General features: G+C 60.2%; 17 protein-coding genes. 7 read left to right on the top strand and 10 right to left on the bottom strand.

Translation table 11 applies throughout. The features are described from left to right. Window positions 1-11 precede the first annotated feature (11 nt). The gene (locus WNY37_RS07495; RefSeq protein ID WP_342972843.1) at window positions 12-302 is read right to left on the bottom strand and encodes a YggT family protein; all 291 of its coding nucleotides are present in this window, start codon (window positions 300-302) and stop codon (window positions 12-14) included. A gap of 193 nt (window positions 303-495) precedes the next feature. On the opposite strand from WNY37_RS07495, the gene WNY37_RS07490 reads away from it, so the two are divergent. Together WNY37_RS07490 and WNY37_RS07485 are read left to right on the top strand one after the other, a co-directional pair. Beyond that, the gene (locus WNY37_RS07490; protein WP_342972842.1) at window positions 496-1,716 is read left to right on the top strand and encodes an MFS transporter; all 1,221 of its coding nucleotides are present in this window, start codon (window positions 496-498) and stop codon (window positions 1,714-1,716) included. Window positions 1,717-1,778: 62 nt separating this feature from the next. Continuing rightward, window positions 1,779-2,261, top strand: coding sequence for a hypothetical protein (locus WNY37_RS07485; RefSeq protein ID WP_342972841.1), 483 nt, complete (start codon window positions 1,779-1,781; stop codon window positions 2,259-2,261). A gap of 27 nt (window positions 2,262-2,288) precedes the next feature. On the opposite strand, the gene WNY37_RS07480 is transcribed toward WNY37_RS07485, so the two are convergent. Continuing rightward, a complete protein-coding gene (locus WNY37_RS07480) occupies window positions 2,289-2,666 on the bottom strand; it encodes a VOC family protein (RefSeq protein WP_342972840.1) in 378 nt (125 codons plus the stop codon). Window positions 2,667-2,816: 150 nt separating this feature from the next. Here WNY37_RS07480 and WNY37_RS07475 point away from each other — a divergent pair, with 150 nt between their 5' ends. Beyond that, complete coding sequence (locus tag WNY37_RS07475) at window positions 2,817-3,305, top strand: hypothetical protein (protein WP_342972839.1); 489 nt, start codon at window positions 2,817-2,819, stop codon at window positions 3,303-3,305. Window positions 3,306-3,346: 41 nt separating this feature from the next. Here the strand turns inward: WNY37_RS07475 and WNY37_RS07470 are convergent, their stop codons facing one another. Beyond that, the gene (locus tag WNY37_RS07470) at window positions 3,347-4,120 is read right to left on the bottom strand and encodes an SDR family oxidoreductase (protein ID WP_342972838.1); all 774 of its coding nucleotides are present in this window, start codon (window positions 4,118-4,120) and stop codon (window positions 3,347-3,349) included. A gap of 160 nt (window positions 4,121-4,280) precedes the next feature. On the opposite strand from WNY37_RS07470, the gene WNY37_RS07465 reads away from it, so the two are divergent. Further along, on the top strand, window positions 4,281-5,963 hold the full coding sequence (locus tag WNY37_RS07465; protein WP_342972837.1) for an ATP-binding protein: 1,683 nt from the start codon (window positions 4,281-4,283) through the stop codon (window positions 5,961-5,963). Window positions 5,964-5,971: 8 nt separating this feature from the next. Here the strand turns inward: WNY37_RS07465 and WNY37_RS07460 are convergent, their stop codons facing one another. Genes WNY37_RS07460 through WNY37_RS07450 form a run of 3 tightly spaced genes read right to left on the bottom strand, consistent with a single transcriptional unit; the run spans window position 5,972 to window position 7,520 of the window. Beyond that, a complete protein-coding gene (locus WNY37_RS07460) occupies window positions 5,972-6,265 on the bottom strand; it encodes a 4a-hydroxytetrahydrobiopterin dehydratase (protein ID WP_342972836.1) in 294 nt (97 codons plus the stop codon). Window positions 6,266-6,270: 5 nt separating this feature from the next. Then, a complete protein-coding gene (locus tag WNY37_RS07455; RefSeq protein WP_342972835.1) occupies window positions 6,271-6,870 on the bottom strand; it encodes a hypothetical protein in 600 nt (199 codons plus the stop codon). After that, on the bottom strand, window positions 6,867-7,520 hold the full coding sequence (locus WNY37_RS07450) for an HAD-IA family hydrolase (protein ID WP_342972834.1): 654 nt from the start codon (window positions 7,518-7,520) through the stop codon (window positions 6,867-6,869). Before WNY37_RS07450 ends, WNY37_RS07455 begins: the two co-directional genes overlap by 4 nt. Before the next feature lie 147 nt (window positions 7,521-7,667). On the opposite strand from WNY37_RS07450, the gene WNY37_RS07445 reads away from it, so the two are divergent. Continuing rightward, window positions 7,668-8,909, top strand: a complete 1,242-nt coding sequence (locus tag WNY37_RS07445) for an EAL domain-containing protein (protein WP_342972833.1) — start codon at window positions 7,668-7,670, stop codon at window positions 8,907-8,909. Window positions 8,910-8,922: 13 nt separating this feature from the next. On the opposite strand, the gene bioB is transcribed toward WNY37_RS07445, so the two are convergent. The 4 genes from bioB to WNY37_RS07425 form a co-directional block, all read right to left on the bottom strand. Beyond that, window positions 8,923-9,927: a biotin synthase BioB gene (gene bioB, locus WNY37_RS07440; protein WP_342972832.1), complete on the bottom strand. Its 1,005-nt coding sequence runs from the start codon at window positions 9,925-9,927 to the stop codon at window positions 8,923-8,925. 130 nt (window positions 9,928-10,057) lie between these two features. Then, window positions 10,058-10,792 (bottom strand): DUF4386 domain-containing protein, encoded by a 735-nt coding sequence (locus WNY37_RS07435; RefSeq protein ID WP_342972831.1) that lies wholly within the window; start codon window positions 10,790-10,792, stop codon window positions 10,058-10,060. A gap of 78 nt (window positions 10,793-10,870) precedes the next feature. Beyond that, entirely contained in the window at window positions 10,871-13,315 is a 2,445-nt protein-coding gene (locus WNY37_RS07430) for an ATP-binding protein (protein WP_342972830.1), read from the bottom strand. 96 nt (window positions 13,316-13,411) lie between these two features. Next, window positions 13,412-14,353, bottom strand: a complete 942-nt coding sequence (locus tag WNY37_RS07425; RefSeq protein WP_342972829.1) for a DUF2785 domain-containing protein — start codon at window positions 14,351-14,353, stop codon at window positions 13,412-13,414. A gap of 156 nt (window positions 14,354-14,509) precedes the next feature. Between WNY37_RS07425 and WNY37_RS07420 the strand changes: the two genes are divergently transcribed. Further along, window positions 14,510-16,894 (top strand): S8 family peptidase, encoded by a 2,385-nt coding sequence (locus WNY37_RS07420; RefSeq protein WP_342972828.1) that lies wholly within the window; start codon window positions 14,510-14,512, stop codon window positions 16,892-16,894. Window positions 16,895-16,902: 8 nt separating this feature from the next. After that, a complete protein-coding gene (locus tag WNY37_RS07415; RefSeq protein WP_342972827.1) occupies window positions 16,903-17,277 on the top strand; it encodes a hypothetical protein in 375 nt (124 codons plus the stop codon). Window positions 17,278-17,283: the final 6 nt, after the last annotated feature.

The following is a 17,283-nucleotide window of genomic DNA, read 5'->3' as shown; positions in this document are numbered from 1 at the left end:
CAGCCGCCTCGTCAGACAACGTTTGGATAGACGTAGTAAGCGATGACGCGCTGCAGGAAGATAATGATCAGGATCAGGACGAGCGGCGAGAGATCAATCCCGCTCATTCGCGGCAACATCCGGCGTATGGGGCGGCATAGCGGTTCGGTGATCTGCTGCAGGAAGTTCCAGAGCCCGGCCACAAACTGGTTGCGGGTGTTCAGGACATTAAATGCAATCAGCCATGACAGAACGGCCTGCGCGATCAGGATCCATATCCCGAGCTGCAGGATGATCATGACAATATCGAGAACAGCTCTCACCACACACCTCCAAGTATTACAGGCCCGACTAAGCCGGTTTGCCTATCGACTGCAAGAGATGGGCAGGTTTTGCCACAGTTGAAGACCTGCGATGCCCAGCCGCGCGTAACTGTCGCGCGTAACTGCCGCTACGTCGTGCTTGCCGACCTGCCCAAAGCCGGACAATGGTGGGGTGTAAGGGGGCGTAGCCTGAATGACCAACACGATCGAAACCGAACAGCCGCTACGCCCACTAAGCGCCTTCCAGAAAGCCGCAATCGCATTTGGCTCCGTCGCCATGGGCGCGGGCATGACGATCAACTTCGTTGTCGTCGCCCCTCTGGCGCGCGAAGCAGGCCTCAATGAAATCGAGGTCGCAGGCATCCTCACCCTGTCAGCTGCGATCTATGCCCTGATGATCCCGCAATGGGGGCGCTGGGCGGACAGGTTCGGCCGCAAGCGGATCATGGTCTTTTCCCTCTTCGCCATGGCCAGCACCAACATGCTGTTCCTGTTCGCCCTTCAGGCGGCACTGATTGGCGTCGTGACGGGCCTGTCGGCCTTCTTTCTTCTGGTTTTCACGCGCGTCTTTTTCGGATTGCTCTCGCCAGGTCTTCAACCGGCCTCGATGGCGGCGATGACCGATGCGACAACATCGCTGACCCGCGCGGGTGGGCTCGGCATGCTCGGCGCGGCCATGGGGCTCGGGTCGATACTCGGGCCAGCAGGTGCGAGCGTTCTGGCTGAATTCGGGGCCCTCGTCCCGCTGTGGGGCTCAATCATCTTCTGCGCCTTCGCTGGTTTTGTGATCGGCTTCTCGCTGCCGAAATCACGCGGCAATCGAGATTCGCAAAGGCCGACGCCCCTGCGCATACGTGATCCGCGCGTCTTCCCGCACCTCGCTTTCCTGTTCACCTATTTCGTCGCCGTCGGTGCAATCCAGCAGACGCTCGCCTGGCTGATCGAGGACCGCTATGGCCTGCAGAAGGCGGCGAGCGTTCAGGCGACCGGCATCGCCTTCGCCTGCATGTCCATCGCGCTAATCGCCGTGCAGTTTGGTTACGTCCAGCCACGTAAACCTGAGCCGGCCCGGATCCTGCCGATCGGTCTTTTCCTGATCATCATTGGTTATCTGTCGGCAGCCCAAGTGGGAAGCTTTGCCGGGCTGAGCGCCGCCTTTGCGGTCGTCGGCGCTGGTTCGGCGCTGGCGGTGCCCTCCGCAAACGCGCTCGGCAGCCTGTCAGTCGAACGCCATGAGCAAGGCGCAGCGGCTGCGCTGCTTTCGGCGGCCCCGCCGGCGGGCTTCATCTTCGGACCGCTGCTCGGCGCCTCGCTCTACTCGCAGGAGCATCGCATGCCGCTCTTTGTGAGCGCCGCCATGATGGGTGTGCTTCTGGCCTACCGGCTACTGGGAAATCGCCGCCGGCCTGGCTGACTTTTGTATTCGCGCGTTACAGACCCTGCCACATAATCCCCTTCAGAATGGAGCCCCGTTTCATGACCTCTCGCCGACTGCCAATCGCCCTTGCCGCCAGCCTTGCCCTTCTTGCCGGATGCGGCAGCCCGGAAACCAGCGAGACGACAACGCCAGCTGAAACGGGCGCAGCGGAGCCCGCTGCACCAAGCCAGGAGGGAGCGGCATCCGAACAGCAGACCGACGCAGCGCGCGCCAACCCATCCAACGGTCTGCCCAATGGTCTCGACGGTCGCTGGGTGTCTGTCGACGACCCCCAGTCTGAACTCCTCATCGAAGGAACGACCGCGGAGATGATCTATGAGGGCGAGGCCCTCAGCACGGATACGATCGCCGCCGTCGATGCCTGCGAAAGCGCCCCGGACGCCGCGGGGGCGATGCTCCTGGAGATGCGGCCCGCCGAAGGTGAGCCGCTCTGCTACAGCCTCTACAGACTCAGCGAGACGGAGCTCGTGCTGACCTATCTGCCGCGCGGCAACACGCTGGAATACCGTCGCGCAGACTGAGACTGCAGCGGCCGGCGAACGCCGTGCCTATGCTGACACCATCGTGAACGCATTGAGCTTGTTGCCATCCGGATCACGGAAGTAGGCTGCGTAGAAGCCTTCATCGCCGCGCGGGCCTGGGGCGCCTTCATCACTGCCGCCATTCGCCAGGGCAATCTCGTGGAGCTTGTGGACCTGTTCCTTGTCTTTCGCTGCCAGGGCGACCATCGTGCCATTGCCGACGGTTGCCTGATTTTCATCGAACGGCTTCGTCGCCGCAATCCCGGCGGCGCCGCCTTGCTCGCCCCATGCGATGAAGGTCGGGAACTCCATCATCCGGCCGACACCCATTTCTGCAGCGATGGCGTCGTAGAATTTCGCTGACCGCTCCAGGTCATTCGATCCTACTGTCACATATCCAATCATTTCCTGGCCTCCTCATTTTCAGAACCGGAACATTACAAGAACAAAAAGCCTTGCGCAACTGAAATCGAAGACCGGTAGCGACCCTTGACGCCATACCGCTGACATCGTCCAATCGAGGAAGGTTTGATTGAAATCCGTGGGGGCACAGATTTGAAACACACGATCCATTATCTGCTCGCTGCAGGCTTTGCAGCGGTAACGGCGGCAAGCGCACATGCCGGCCCGCAGGAAGCGGCGAACTATTTCAAAAAGGTCGAGACCTGGTATTGCAAAGGAGAGCCCTACGGCGTCGGCCGCCCGCCGACGGCTGCACGTATCGCCATGAATATCATGCCGGACTACAGCGTCGTCCTCTACCAGAACGAAGCCCTCCAGATTCGCGGCGAGAAGTATTCCCGGCTCCTCCGCTACGAAGGCAAGGCGACGCTGACAGAATCCGGATTCAGCATCGAATCAACGTCGGTGACGACCGAAAGCGAGGGCATGCTCCCCGGTTTCGGGAACTGGTCGAGGCCATTCAGCCTGAAACTCGATTTTGCCCCGCGCGAAGACCATCAGCTGGACTATGCCTTCACCGGCACCAGCAAGTCATCCGCAGGCACGACCGACCTCTTCTGCTTCGCGGACACCTACAATTAGACCGCGCCAGCGCTCTAATCCAAGGCTGGCCAGCCCACAGCTTACATGGCCGAAATGCCGCCATCGACCTTCAGCTCAATGCCCGTGACGAGCTTGCTCTCATCCGAGGCGAGATAGAGTACGGCGTAAGCGATATCGTCCGGCTCGCCGACCTTGCCGAGCGGGATCTGGCGGCCAAGCTTTGCCAGCGCTTCCTCCTCGCCGAACATTTCCTTGGTGCGGTCGAGGATCGGCGTGTTGATGAAAACCGGGTGCACAGAGTTGCAGCGGATCTGGCCGCCCGTCTTGGCGCAGTGCAGCGCGATCGACTTTGACATGTGGCGCACAGCCGCCTTGGCCGTGTTATAGGCGATATAGTTGGCGCTCGCGACGATGCCGGCAATCGATGAGATGTTCACGATCGAGCCGAGCCCATGGTCGCGCATCAGCGGGATGGCGTACTTGCAGCCATGGAAGATCGAATCGACATCGACGTTCTGCACATGGCGGAAGGTCTCGTACTTCTCGTCCTCAACCGAACCGAGCGAGCCGATGCCGGCATTGTTGACCAGCACATTCAGCCCGCCCATCGCGTCATGCGCTTCCTTGAGAACGACTTGCCAGCGCTCTGCATCGGTCACATCATGCTGCCAGGCGAACGCCGTGCCTTCGCCAAGCTCGGCGTTGATCGCTGCAGCCACCTTCTGCGCGCCCTCACCGTTGACGTCCGTCACCGTGACCTTGGCGCCTTCGCGAGCGAGCATCCACGCTGTCGCCTCACCCAGCCCCTGCGCACCGCCTGTGACAAGCGCCATCTTTCCTGAAACCCGGCCCATCGATTGCCTCCCTGTTTTTGTGTCTTTTCCAGCCCGTCTGAGTTTCAGTTTCGCGGCCTGTCGTCAAGCGGCCGAAGGGGCGTTTTGCAATCAGACATTGTGAACATTTCCTCAATGATTTCCCCTTAATTGAGGAGAAAATAGAATCTGGGGAATTGTCGTGCCGCATCGCAAAAACCTTCATTTGTCCACCGACCAGCTTCTCGATGCGCTGGAAAGTATCGACAATGGCTTTGCCATTCACGGACCCGATTTCAGCCTGCTTTACGTGAACGAGACCGCGCGCGGACATTTTCCCGAGTTCTATGAGCACCTCGCAAAAGGTCACACGCTGGAAGAATCGATGATCCATAGTACGCGGGTTATCGCTGGTCATATCGAGGGTTTCGATGTGGAGGCTCAATCAGAAAAACTGATCACGAAAATGCGAGCCTTCGGGGAAATAGAGGCACCGACAATTGACCGGCGTCATCTGAAAGCCACGTATTCACAGCTGCCCGATGGCAACATTCTCTGTATCAGCACTGAAGTGACGGATTTTCGCAACCATGAGCGCAAACTCCGCCATGCAAAGCGCGACGCCCTGGCCGCCAGTGAAGCGAAATCCGAATTTCTCGCATCGATGAGCCACGAAATCCGCACGCCCCTCAACGGTATTCTCGGCATGGCGCAGGCGCTCGGCCATCGCAACCTGCAGCACGAAGAGCGTGAAATGGTTGATGCCATTCTCGACTGCTCCAAATCCCTCATGACGTTGCTCAATGACATTCTCGACCTTTCGAAAATCGAGGCTGGCAAGCTTGAGATCGCGCCGATTACGGATGACTTCCGTCACAAGCTGAAGCGCACCGAACGCTTCTACCGCCCGCGCGCCGAAGAGAAGGGACTGTTCCTGCGCGTGATCGTCGACAAGAATATTCCGTCGGTCATGGAATTTGACCCTGTTCGTTTCCGCCAGTGTATCGACAATCTGCTATCGAATGCTCTGAAATTCACCTCGACAGGCGGGGTCATCGTGGCGGCCACATGCGAAGACTGCACAGACCCTGATAATGTGCGTCTTAAAATTCACGTCTCTGACACCGGGATCGGCATGACGGAACAGCAAGTCTCCAAACTGTTCCAGAACTTCCAGCAAGCCGATGCGTCCACCACGCGCAGTTTTGGCGGGTCCGGCCTTGGCCTCTCAATCGCCCGCAAGCTCGCTCGCCTGATGGGGGGTGATATCAACGCTGTGTCGAAACCGGGTAAGGGCTCGATCTTTACCTTTTCGATGGAAGCGAAACGCGTGGCGCAGCCGGCCAATAGCGACACCCGGCCCTCAACACCTGTCTTCGCACCAGAACTCGTCTCGCCGAGGAAAGATGAACGCGTCGTCGACTTCCGCGGCAAGACGGCACTCGTCGTGGATGACAATCGGATCAATCGCCGCGTTGCCCGCCTGTTCATAGAGCCTCTCGGCCTTCACGTCATCGAAGCAGGAAGTGGCCGCGAAGCGCTTGACGTTCTCAGCAAGACGCCGGTCGATATTGTTTTGCTCGACATCCACATGCCTGAAATGGATGGGCCCGAAACACTCAGCAGAATTCGAGACAGTGATGAGGCCTGGTCTGAGGTGCCGACCATCGCTCTGACGGCCGATGCCATGGCGGGCGATCGCGAACGCTATATCAGTATGGGCATGTCAGACTATGTCTCGAAACCGATCGACGAACGCCAGCTTCTGACCGTCCTGACGCGCTGCCTGTCGGTGGCTGGACCCGAGCGCGCCCAGCGCCGCAGTCAGGAAGACGAAAATCTCATGAATGAAATCGATGATCTCATCCTGCGGATGAGCGCCTGAAGACAGGCTTAGACGAGCTTGCTCGCAAACGCATCCATCTTGCGGGCCAGTTTCACATCCTTCTCCGTGACGCCGCCGGCATCATGGCTGGTCAGTGTCACCTCGACCTTGTTGTAGACGTTGAACCACTCGGGGTGGTGATCGGCCTTCTCGGCCTGCGTGGCCATTGCGCTCATGAAGCCGAACGCTGTCGCGAAATCGTCGAATTCGAACGCCTTGAAAATCGCGTGCTTGCCATCTTCGGCAGCTGACCAGCCCTCCACTTGTCCGAGTGCTGTGTCCAGTTCCATCTTGTCGGCCATATTGGCTACTCCTCGCCTGCTGTCTCATGTACGAAATAGAGCCAACGGCCATCTTCGGCGATTGCGGTCCGCACGCCCGGATAGCCGTCTCCATTCCTTACCTCAGCAATGCCGCTTTCACCGACAAGTTCCTCAAGACGGGCCCGTTGACTGAAGCTCAGGCGTTCATGCTGCAGCTCTTCTGGGTCGAGCGCGGCAAGTTCCGGCCAGATAAACCAGGCCTCGCCCGACACCATTTTCACGCCGTGCGGCCCGTCCAGAAGCTTTTCCAGGGTCAGGATCGGGTCGAACCCCGTCCGGCGCAGCAAATCCCAATGGGTGCGGTGTGATGCGCCTGCAAAGTTGGAAATGAAGGCGGGCTCTGAATCGGCAAACCGGGCAAGTTGGTTGAGAGAGTTGCTCTCGATAATACGCCGCAGCTCGTCGACTGTGGCCTGCGCGTCTTCGGACAGGTCGCTCTCGACACTTTCGTCCGCCTCGCTTGGACGCATATAGTCCGGCGCTGCTTCAACTTTCAGGCGGACCGTTTCAACCGGCTCCTCACCGCCGCAAGAAGCGACGGCCAGCGCAGCCAGGAAAAGAAAGACGGCCGCGCCTTGCTTCATGCAGTGACCTGCCAGCCTGTTGCTTTGCCGAGGTCAGCGAGGAGCTGATCTTCGTTAAGCACCTTGATTGTCGTCATGCCCATGGCCCGTGCGGGTTTGAGATTGATGCCGAGATCATCGAGATACACGCAATGGTTCGGATCGACGTCGAGGGCTTCACACATGAGCGCATAGATACGCGGGTCAGGTTTACGAATTCCGAGTTTTGAACTTTCAATTACATGATCGAACAGTTCGAAGATCTTCTCGATCTCTGCAGCGCGTTCATCGCTGTCGGTCATGGAGGCGCCTTTTCCGACTGGCGCATTGTTCGTGATACAGCCGACTTTCACCTTCGACTTGCAGTGCCGCAGGGCCTCAACCACCCGTGGCCGCACATTGCCCGATAGCAGTCCAAGCACATGCTTGCCGGGCACGGCGTGGCCAAGCGCTTTCGACTCTTCCAGGAAGAGTTTGTCGAACTCCTCGGCATTGACCTGCGATTGTTCGAGCTTGGCCCACGCATTGGAGTCGCCATTGCGCGCATTCACACTGCGGATGAAGTCTGTGGGAAGGCCGTTTTCGGCCTCATAGCGATTGAAGGCCTCGAAGGGGGACGAGGTAATCACCCCGCCAAAATCCCAGATTACGGCTTGGATCTGATCTGTCATTCCAGAAGCACTAGCGGCTGCCTCCTGGCATGTCGACAAGCCATTTTGGCCGTACCGGGAGAAACCTCCCAAGCATCAACAGAAAGCAAGAATCGCAAAACAAAACTACAGGAAATCTTAAAGCCTGGTTCATATGACTGACAGGTTATGACGACTTCTTCTACTCTATATAACGCCGCTTTTTTCAATGGACCTGCGGGCAGCGACCAGGTCATCGACCGGGCGCTTGATGCCATTCGCCGCCATCTCGGCATGCCCATCGCCTACATTTCCGAATTTGTCGGAAACACCTCCGTGTTTCGCCATGTCGATGCCCCCGGCCTTGAAGACATGATAAAGGTCGGCGACGAGCGTTCGCTGGACGATGTCTACTGCCGTCACATCGTTGAAGGCCGCCTGCCCGAACTCATTCCGAATACGGCAAATAATTCCATTGCTGCCAAGATGCCTATTACGGCGGCCGTACCGATTGGCTCGCATGCCAGTATTCCGATCAAGCTTGAAGACGGATCGGTCTATGGGATGTTCTGTTGTCTCAGCCCTGAGCCGAATGACAGCCTGAATGAGCGCGACCTTGAAACGATGCGTATGTTCGCCTCGCTCGCCGCCGATCAGATCCGCCGACACCATGCGGCCACCCAGACGTATAATGAAAAGCTCGACCGCATTCGTCAGGTCATCACCGATCAATCCTACCGCATCGTCTACCAGCCGATCGTCGACCTTCTGTCGTCGCGCACAGTTGGCTATGAGGCCTTGAGCCGATTTGATGCAAGTCCCGCGCGCACCCCCGATCTTTGGTTTGGGGAAGCTGAGCAGGTCGGCCTGTCACAAGAGCTTGAGCTCGACGCGATCCGCAGGGCGCTGGAGGCGACCCGTCGGATCGATGACGGTCAGTACATCTCCGTAAACGCATCGCCGCATCTCGTCTGCAGCGCTCCATTTCTGGAGCTCATGGCAAAGGCTCCGCTCGGCCAGATATCGCTCGAAGTCACCGAGCATGCCGCCGTCGAGAACTATGAAACCTTCCAGGCCGTTATCGAGCCGCTGCGAAAGGCCGGCATGAAGCTCGCCATTGATGATGCCGGGGCCGGTCATTCCTCGCTCCGTCACATCCTGCAGCTGAGCCCCGACTTTCTGAAGCTCGACATGAGCCTGACGCGCAATGTCGATGAAGACCTGTCCCGGCGGGCCCTCATCAGTGCGCTGGTCTACTATACAAGAGAAACCGGCTCACAAATCATCGCCGAAGGCATCGAGACCGAAGGCGAGCTCACCATGCTGAAACGCCTCGGCGTATCCAGGGGGCAAGGCTATTTCCTCGGCCGTCCATCTGTCGACGCCATCGAGACTACGCGTTCAAACCGCAAGGTTTTGAAGGAAGCCTGAATCGCCTGATTTTTCAGGCGCCAATCAAGCGTGTCTTTGACCGCGACGGCGTCTGAACCTCTTCGCGTGCAGCATGCTCAAAGCCCAGCGCCTTGAGGAGCGCCTCATCGCGCGTCTCGCCCGGATTATCGGTTGTCAGCAGCCGGTCACCGACAAAGATTGAGTTTGCGCCGGCCAGCATGCACAGCGCCTGACCTTCTTCGCTCATGGCTTCGCGGCCCGCAGACAGACGCACCCAGCTCTTCGGGAAGACGATCCGGCAAACCGCGATCGCCCGAGCCATCTCAACAACACTGACGGGCGCGGATGTTCCAAGCGGCGTGCCCTCAATCGGGACAAGCATATTAATCGGGACACTCTCCGGGTGAGGGTTGAGCTTGGACAGCTCATGAATGAGGCCGATCCGGTCCGCGCGGCTCTCCCCCATGCCGAGAATGCCGCCGACACAAAGATTGATGCCAGCCTCACGGCAATGCGCGATCGTTTCCAGACGGTCTTCATAGGTCCGCGTTGACACCACGCTCGTATAGTATTCGCGCGAGGTGTCGAGGTTGTGATTGTAATAGTCGAGGCCAGCGTCTTTGAGGGCGCTGGCCTGGTGTGGCTCCAGCATGCCGGCGGTGACGCAGGTCTCGAGGCCTTCGGCTTTCACCGCTTCAACCATGGCCGTGATCTTTGGCAGGTCACGATCTTTCAGGTTCCGCCAGGCGGCGCCCATGCAGAACCGGTCTGCGCCGCCAGCCTTGGCGTCGCGCGCTGCTGCAACGACGTCTTCCAGCGGCATCAGCTTTTCGGCCTTTAGGCCGGTATCGAAGTGCGCCGACTGGCTGCAATAACCGCAGTCTTCTGCGCATCCGCCCGTCTTGATCGAGAGAAGCTGGCTTTTCTGCACCTTGCCGTCCGCCCAGTTTGCCGACTTCACCGCGAGAGACTGTGTCATCAGAACGTCCAGCGGAGCCTCATAGAGCGCCGTGATTTCATCGCGGGTCCAGTCATGGCGGGGAGCGGTTTTGAGCATCGGTAAGTCCTTCCTTGATCCTCCAGTCGAGGATCGTAGCCAGCAAGTCTGCACCTCGACGAGGCACTTTGGTTTGCCTGCCTTGAAGCCGGAAAGGCGCACGCATTCAAGTCCCGACTTTGGCGAATGCTCAATTCTGTTGGCGCTTGGTCCCTCTACCAATCAGCAACACGACGCAGAAGGCGCTTTCTGCAATGACGGGCAAGCCATAGGCTGGCGCGAAAGCCTCGAACGCAGCCGGCGCGAAGAAACGCAACGAACTGCCGACAAGATAGACAAGTCCCGCAGCCCCGACGCCCACACCAATCAACCGCGGGAACAGGTCTGAGCGCCAGATCAGAACACCAGTCAACAGGCTGTTCACCCCGAAGAAGACCAGCCCGAGATCATAGCCATGGGCATGCAGGTCGAGATACTGGAGCGCCATCGCAGCGAGCTGTCCATCGGCAAGCCCTCCAATGTCCTGACCACCCGACAGCAGCAACCAGGCGGCCTGCATGTTCATGAGGTTGCCTGCGATGAGAACGGACTGAATCAGGCGGAACACCATCGCCATCAAGGCGAGGGTCGGCGCGACCGGTCGGAAGATTACAAACAGCAGAACCGCGAGCGCTGCATCCGCCACCGCCATGAGCATGTCTGCGCCAATGGCCAGCTGAAAGGACCCGGCAGAAGCGCGAATAGCATCGGCCGTGGCCTCTGCATTCTCGAAATCGATGAGCGGGCCGCGCCAGAGAACTTCCGCGCTTATCCCGAAAACAATGATGGCCAGATAAAGCAGGCCCGCGAAGCGCAATGTGGCCGGCCTGGCCATGGCAATCTCCGCATCGCTCGCCCGGAGTGGAATCGGCTCGGTGACGGACATGGACGCTCCTTGCTGGCTCAGCTCGCCTCGACCGAGGCCGGAAAACTCGCCAGTGAAACGCCGGGCGTCTATTCCGCCCTAGGCGCTCGCCTCCAGCGGCGCATTCTCAAGCGGCGTGCGCTTGGTCGTGACCGCTTTCACCGGCAGCCAGCAGACCACTTCGGTACCGCCGTCGGGTACAGATTTGATGCCGACATTGCCGCCATGCAGGTCCACGAAGTTCTTCACCAGCGCCAGGCCAAGACCGGCGCCCTGCTGGTCCGTCGACGTAAAGCTGTCAAAACTGGAGGCCTGGCGGTCAGCCTCGATGCCCTTGCCATTATCCTTCACCGACAGCACGGCCATGTTCTCGATCTGCTTGGCAGAGACAGTGATCTCGCCGCCCGGCTCTGTGAAGCGCATCGAGTTGGACAGCAGGTTGAACAGGACCTGACGGATGCGGCGCTTGTCGGCATTGATCGTGCCGACAGACTTGTCGATGTCCGCATGGACGCTGATCTCCGTATCGGCGGCCTTGCCCACCATGAGATCGATGCCCTCCTGAACCACTTCAGCGAGCTTGAAGTCTTCCAGATCGAGGTCCATCCGGCCCGCCTCGATCAGGGCGAGATCCAGGATATTGTCGATCAGCTTGCCGAGATGGTCTGATGCCGACAGGATCGAGTTGATCTGATCGAGCTGGCGCTCATTCAGCTCACCAAACTTCTGCGATTGCAGGAATTCGGCATAGCCGAGGATCGTCGTCAGCGGCGAGCGCAGCTGATAGCTGACATTGCGCACAAATTCGGTCTTCAGCTTGTCAGCCGCTTCAAACGCTTCGGCGCGGCCGCGAAGCGCCCCTTCAACAGCCCGCTGGGCCGTCACATCAGCAAAGGCGATCAGCGTATTTCCATCCGGCAGAGGCTGGGTGACATAGGTCAGCGTAGACCCATCAGACCGCTTCATCTCGCCCGTCGTCATCTGACGCGCCGTCGCCGAAGGATCGGTGATGTGGCCCTTGATCTGGCTCCACGTCTCGCGGTCGTGGAAAAGCGGAATGCACGCCTCGATAATGACGTCATAGTCCGGCGTTTCCTTGACGATCTGCTCATCAAGGTCCCAGAGCGACGTGAACGCCTTGTTGGACAGCTTCAGCCGACCATCGCTGCCAAACACGGCCACCGCTTCATGCAGGCTGTCGAGCGTGGAGCTTTGCGTCTTGGTAAGCGCCTTGAAGCGCGTCTGAAGATCGAGCTCGCTGGTAATGTCCTTGAACAGCAGAAGCAGGCCGCCCATCGGGTGGCGCTGGCGCGTAACCTGAAGAGTACGGTTGTCTGGCAGGGACCATTTGTCTTCCTCGATCCCGCTAATGTCGAGATAATAGGAAAGCTCATCGGCGCGCCATGCCGCATAGTCAGCGCGAGCTGGCAGGCGGCGGCCTTCGCGCAAGCGGTCCAGCAGCTCACCATGAGACGGGCTTTCCAGCAGGAACCCTTCATCGAGCTGCCACATGGCCGCAAAGGCGCGGTTATAGAAATTGAGACGGCGGTCAGGGCCGAAAATGGCCACGCCGTCGGCGACATGGTTCAGCGTTTCGTCATGCGCCTTAACATGGCGGTTGAGGTCTTCGCGTGCGGCTTCCTGCTCGGTCACATCGAAGGCCATAGCGCCAGCACCGCCTGAAAGTGGGAAGGTCAGCAGGCGCATCGCGCGGCGCTCTTCGCCAATCACGATATGCCGCGTCGCGTCGATGTCCCTGCCCTCTGAAATGGTTTTGCGCATCTGGTCGACAGCTGTGTTGTCGAGCATGATCTGCCGGTCGAGCGTGCGATCAAGCGAGCCGCCTTCTACCGCTTCGATATAGGCCGGGTTCGCCCATTGCAGACGGCCGACGCCTGACACACGCCAGGCCGGGAATGGTGACTTGCCAAGCATATCGAGGAACGCTGTCGGATCGCGCGCAATGACCTGCCGGGCTTCTTCCAGCTTGCCGCGCGCCGAGCTTTCTTCGAGGCCCTTAATGGTCGAGTCCGTAATCCAGACGACGGCGCGGGCGCCAGCCGTGCGCCCATCGGCTTCGAGGAACCGGCCGGACGGGCCGATCAGCGTTAGCGAAAAAGGCTGTCCGTTCTCGCGCAACTCCCTCAGGCGGATGCGCAGCGTCGTGTCCTGCCCTGCCCCATCGCGGGCTTCCAGGTCAGCAAGGCCTTCAATGATACGGATGGCCGGATCAATCGACACCGCGTCATCGGTAAAGCGCAACAGGCTGGCAAGCGCGACAGGCGAGCCGTGAATTTCCGGCGCGGCGATGTCGTCGTCTTCGTCTTCCAGCGTATCGCCCTGCCAGACGAGGATGACGCCGGGGTGCGCCCCAAGAACCGATTTAAGTTCTGCAAGGCCCGTCTCGGATTCCGAGGCGCGCTCGCGATACTTCTTGGCAGCGCCGCGCGCACCCTCTGACGTTCTGAGCGCCCAGAGAATGAAGGCGAGGCCGAGCGCAAGCGCACCGGCAGCAATTAGAAGCGGGACCTGTTCAGCCGTCATGTCATCCTCCGGCGCGAATCACTGGCGCGCGGGCCAATCTACTAGTTAACGCAATGGGCTGTTCTCGTTAAGCCCGAGTTAATAAGCCAGTAACCATCAGGGGATTGTTGTGAGAAGATGCAGCGCGCCCGGGCGCAGTTTTTTCAGGTTTTCATCGTCATTCTCGCTCGCCGAAACGAGGACAGCATAACCAAAGGCCCGCAGATTGTGTCGGCGGGCAAGTGCTGCTTCGGACGAGAAAGTATCGTCCCATGAGGCGAGCGGCGCCGGATCACCGATCTCTTCAAACCATTCGGTGAGGTCCTCTTCGCCAAGCAGTCCGCGCTGCGTCAGGAAGAGCAGCGGGCGCGACAGGCGGCCGGGCTCATCAAAGATGTAGGCAGGCGCGTCGCGGGAGGCGACCTGTGCGCCAATCGCCTCAAGCATCCGCGCCGCGTCCGCCTCATCAATGGCCTCGTTCAGGCTGAGCTGCATAAGCAGGTCCGCGCCATGCGCCACACCATGCCGCCAGCCCTCCCCATCGATAAACCCCCGATAATCGCTGACACCTTCGAGATAGACGGCCCCCGCTTCAACAAGCGCCTTTCGCTGTTCCGGGGACATCCAGGGATCAACGCGGTCGGTCCGCGCAACCTCAGACAAGGCTAACGCGGCAAACGGTCTGGCAAAGCCCTGATCGTCTTCGGTGTCTGGCGACAGGCTGCTCGATAGATGCTGCAGCAGCCTCTCGCGCTCATCTCGTGAAACGGCTCCTGCCCGCAGAAGGGCTGCCAGCGACATGTACGCGAATTCATCCCGCACCGCCGGGTCGGGTGAGCCCAGACACGGGACAATCTGCTGGGTGAGTTTGTCGCCGCCCGATTGCGCCTCAATCGCAGCGTCGACATCGCTTTGCAGCGTCTCCGCCAGGCTTGAGCAATCCGACCCTGAATGCATGAGGGCGTGGGCATCCGTCGAAGTGGTCTGGGCATCGCTATTTGCACACCCAACGACCACCAGCATCGCAGCAGATATCGCGGGCCCGACTCTTCCAGCCATTGCAGTTCCTGCCTGAAATTTCACCTACTGTTCATTTTTGGGGCTGCAATCTCCGATTGCAAACGAAAAAGCAGCCGAATCTGGGCAGATTCGCTGAGCAGCCTAGTTTGTCATCTTAGCAGGCAGAACCGCCGCAATAGGAAAGGCACGTAAAACATGCCAGACAATCAGTCGCTTCGCCTCCGCAAGCTTTTCATGACCGCCAGCCTCGCCGTGCCGCTCCTTATGGGTGCTGCAGCCTGTGGCGGTGGCGGTGCGGGTGGCGGTGGTAGCAGCACCGTGCTGCCGCCCCCGCCTCCACCACCTCCCCCTCCTCCTCCGCCACCACCGCCGCCGCCTCCCGGCCCACCGGCGGGCAGCTTCGAGACGCCAGAGTACAATCGAACCGGCGGCCTGCCGGTGATTGGCGCGTCCTCTGCCTATGCAGAAGGCGCAACGGGCGACGGCATCCTCATTGCCGTGATCGACACCAATACAGACCCTGACCATCCAGACCTCACAGGCCGCATCGTCAGCGCGTCCTTCGATGTGAATGCCTCAACCCGCGGCGCAGACGATGTCGATAGCGAGGGCCACGGCACGCTGGTGACGGGCGTCATCGCCGCCAACAAGAATGATGTCGCTGGCCACGGCATATCATTCGAGGCGGACATTCTTGCGATCCGCGCAGACCGACCGGGCAGCTGTCAGGAAACAGGCGATGATGCAGGGTGCAAATTTCGCGACGCCGACCTCGCCCGCGCGATCGATGCCGCGATCGACAACGGCGCCCGGATCATCAATCTGTCGCTCGGCGGGGAACCCGACACAGATCCATCCCTCGAAAATGCCGTTCGCCGCGCGACCGCCGCTGGCGTTCTCGTCGTCGTTTCGGCCGGCAATGAAGCGGCGCCCGCCGGACCGAATGAGAACGATCCGAGCACCGTCGATGCCGCCACCGGCATCTCTCCGACGGAACCGGCAAACATTGCTGGCACCCCCGGAACGCTCGGCCGCGTTGTTGCCGTCGGCTCGATAGACCTGAATGGCGTGATCTCTGATTTCTCCAACCGTGCGGGCAATGGCGAAGGCCGGAACGGATCGACGAATACCAAGAACTACTACATCCTCGCGCCCGGCGAAGACGTGCTGACCACCGGCCCGGATGATGATGTCATCTTTCCCGATGCCGATAACAATGACGATGACGACATCGGCGATTACTACCGTGTCAACGGAACGAGCTTCGCAGCACCTTATGTCTCGGGTGCGCTGGCCTTGATGCTGGATGTCTTTCCCAATATCGCCCCCGAAGATGCCCTGGCAGCGCTTCTCGATAGCGCGGAAGATTATGTCGATAGCAATCCGGATCTCATCCGCGACGAACCGGCAGGCGTTGGCGTCGATGCCGTCTCTGGCGTCGGGACGCTTGATCTCGCCGCCGCCTTTGCGCCTCAAGGCACGACCAGCTTCACGATTGAAGGAAAGGCCCAGTCGACCGCCCTGGTCGTTGCGCCAGCAGAAGGCGCATTCGGTGACTGGGCGAGCCAGCCCGGCGCCCTGGGCGAGCTGGTTTTCACAGACAAGTTCAATCGCGCCTATCGCTTCGATGCCGCCGCAATCCTGCCACAGGGTGAAGCCCGCATCGCTGATTTCGACCAGCGCGCCGACTCGATTGCCGGTCAGGCGCGCGCTTTCCGCCAGGGGCCTGTGACCTTATCCTGGCACCAGGCTGCCTTCCGGGACAATCCCGCCATTCCATATGATGAGGCCCCGCCCGCGCAGTTCACGGCGCAGTATCTCTTTGCGGGCGGCGGCGTCGAGTTTGGCCGCGGCTTTGGTGCCAGGTCTCTCGCCCCCGAAACAAGCCTCATCAATGAAGCGGGCGCGCGCACCGGATTTTCCGATGGCGGCTGGGCCCGCTACAGCCATGATGTCGGCGATGACATGTCGTTCGAGATTTTCTCGTCCGACGATGAAGACCTCGCCGTCTCCGGCTTTGGCCTCTCACGTCTTGAGGACAATTGGGGATGGCGCGCGCAGGTCAGCTCGATCCAGGACGACCGCACCGCGCTTGGCGGCTATGTCCAGAGCCGGTTCGGTGGCGAGGATCGCTCGCAGCTATCGGCCTACGCGCTCGAGGGGGCATGGCGACCGCTTCGCCGGCTTCGCCTGTCGGCTGGCATGGAAGCCGCCGCCGTCACCCTGCCCGGCGTGGACACCAGCAATGTCTGGACGAGCCGCTGGTCGGTCGGCGCAGACACCGTCACTACCATCGGAAGCCTCGGCCTCGTCGTCGCGCAGCCTCGCCGCGCAGAAACCGGCACGCTGAACTTCGACGGCGTGACAGGGCTCGATGAGGAGTTCAACTTCATCACGCGCACGATTAACGCGCCGCTGACGCCGAGCGGCCGCGAGATCAACTACGAGGCCCGCTGGGGCTTCCGCCTGCCGGCGCAGATCAATGCCGGGTTCACCGCCGCCCTCTCGACACAACCAAACCATGTCGAAAACGCAGATTCTGCCTCAGTGTACTGGTTCAGCCTGTCAAAAAGCTGGTAAGGACAAGCATGAAAAACGTGTTTTCCCTTCTCGCCATCGCCCTGACAGGAGCCTGCGTCATGCCCGGCAATGCAACGCCTTCGCCGCTCTGCAATTTCACGATTACCGACTCCAGCGCCTGGATCAACATGATGCCCGGGCCGGGCGGCCCTCCAGGCAACCTCACCGTGGTCGTGGAGCTTGAGGATGACGGCGTCTCGCGCCGGTTTGAGCCTCAGGACATGGACAGTGACGGCACGCTGAAGCTTGATGTCGTCGAATGGGGGCCAGAAGAAGGCCTCGGCAAGATCGTCTATCGCACCAAGGGCGTACAGCCGGACCGCGTCGAGATCTTCTGTGATGGCGAGCTCATCACGTCGACAGACGTGACAATCGCCCAGTAGACCGCG

Source organism: Henriciella sp. AS95, assembly GCF_038900055.1.
Taxonomy (GTDB): domain Bacteria; phylum Pseudomonadota; class Alphaproteobacteria; order Caulobacterales; family Hyphomonadaceae; genus Henriciella.
The sequence above is the reverse complement of the archived record's forward strand: the minus strand, read 5'-3'. Positions and strand labels throughout refer to the sequence as shown.

Coding starts and splice junctions, on each gene's coding strand:
- WNY37_RS07425 (WP_342972829.1), bottom strand. CDS start 14,353: ATGGCTGGAAGAGTCGGGCCCGCGATATCTGCTGCGATGCTGGTGGTC.
- WNY37_RS07455 (WP_342972835.1), bottom strand. CDS start 6,870: ATGAAGCAAGGCGCGGCCGTCTTTCTTTTCCTGGCTGCGCTGGCCGTC.
- WNY37_RS07450 (WP_342972834.1), bottom strand. CDS start 7,520: ATGACAGATCAGATCCAAGCCGTAATCTGGGATTTTGGCGGGGTGATT.
- bioB (WP_342972832.1), bottom strand. CDS start 9,927: ATGCTCAAAACCGCTCCCCGCCATGACTGGACCCGCGATGAAATCACG.
- WNY37_RS07420 (WP_342972828.1), top strand. CDS start 14,510: ATGCCAGACAATCAGTCGCTTCGCCTCCGCAAGCTTTTCATGACCGCC.
- WNY37_RS07430 (WP_342972830.1), bottom strand. CDS start 13,315: ATGACGGCTGAACAGGTCCCGCTTCTAATTGCTGCCGGTGCGCTTGCG.
- WNY37_RS07480 (WP_342972840.1), bottom strand. CDS start 2,666: ATGATTGGATATGTGACAGTAGGATCGAATGACCTGGAGCGGTCAGCG.
- WNY37_RS07470 (WP_342972838.1), bottom strand. CDS start 4,120: ATGGGCCGGGTTTCAGGAAAGATGGCGCTTGTCACAGGCGGTGCGCAG.
- WNY37_RS07435 (WP_342972831.1), bottom strand. CDS start 10,792: ATGTCCGTCACCGAGCCGATTCCACTCCGGGCGAGCGATGCGGAGATT.
- WNY37_RS07460 (WP_342972836.1), bottom strand. CDS start 6,265: ATGGCCGACAAGATGGAACTGGACACAGCACTCGGACAAGTGGAGGGC.
- WNY37_RS07415 (WP_342972827.1), top strand. CDS start 16,903: ATGAAAAACGTGTTTTCCCTTCTCGCCATCGCCCTGACAGGAGCCTGC.
- WNY37_RS07490 (WP_342972842.1), top strand. CDS start 496: ATGACCAACACGATCGAAACCGAACAGCCGCTACGCCCACTAAGCGCC.
- WNY37_RS07445 (WP_342972833.1), top strand. CDS start 7,668: ATGACGACTTCTTCTACTCTATATAACGCCGCTTTTTTCAATGGACCT.
- WNY37_RS07485 (WP_342972841.1), top strand. CDS start 1,779: ATGACCTCTCGCCGACTGCCAATCGCCCTTGCCGCCAGCCTTGCCCTT.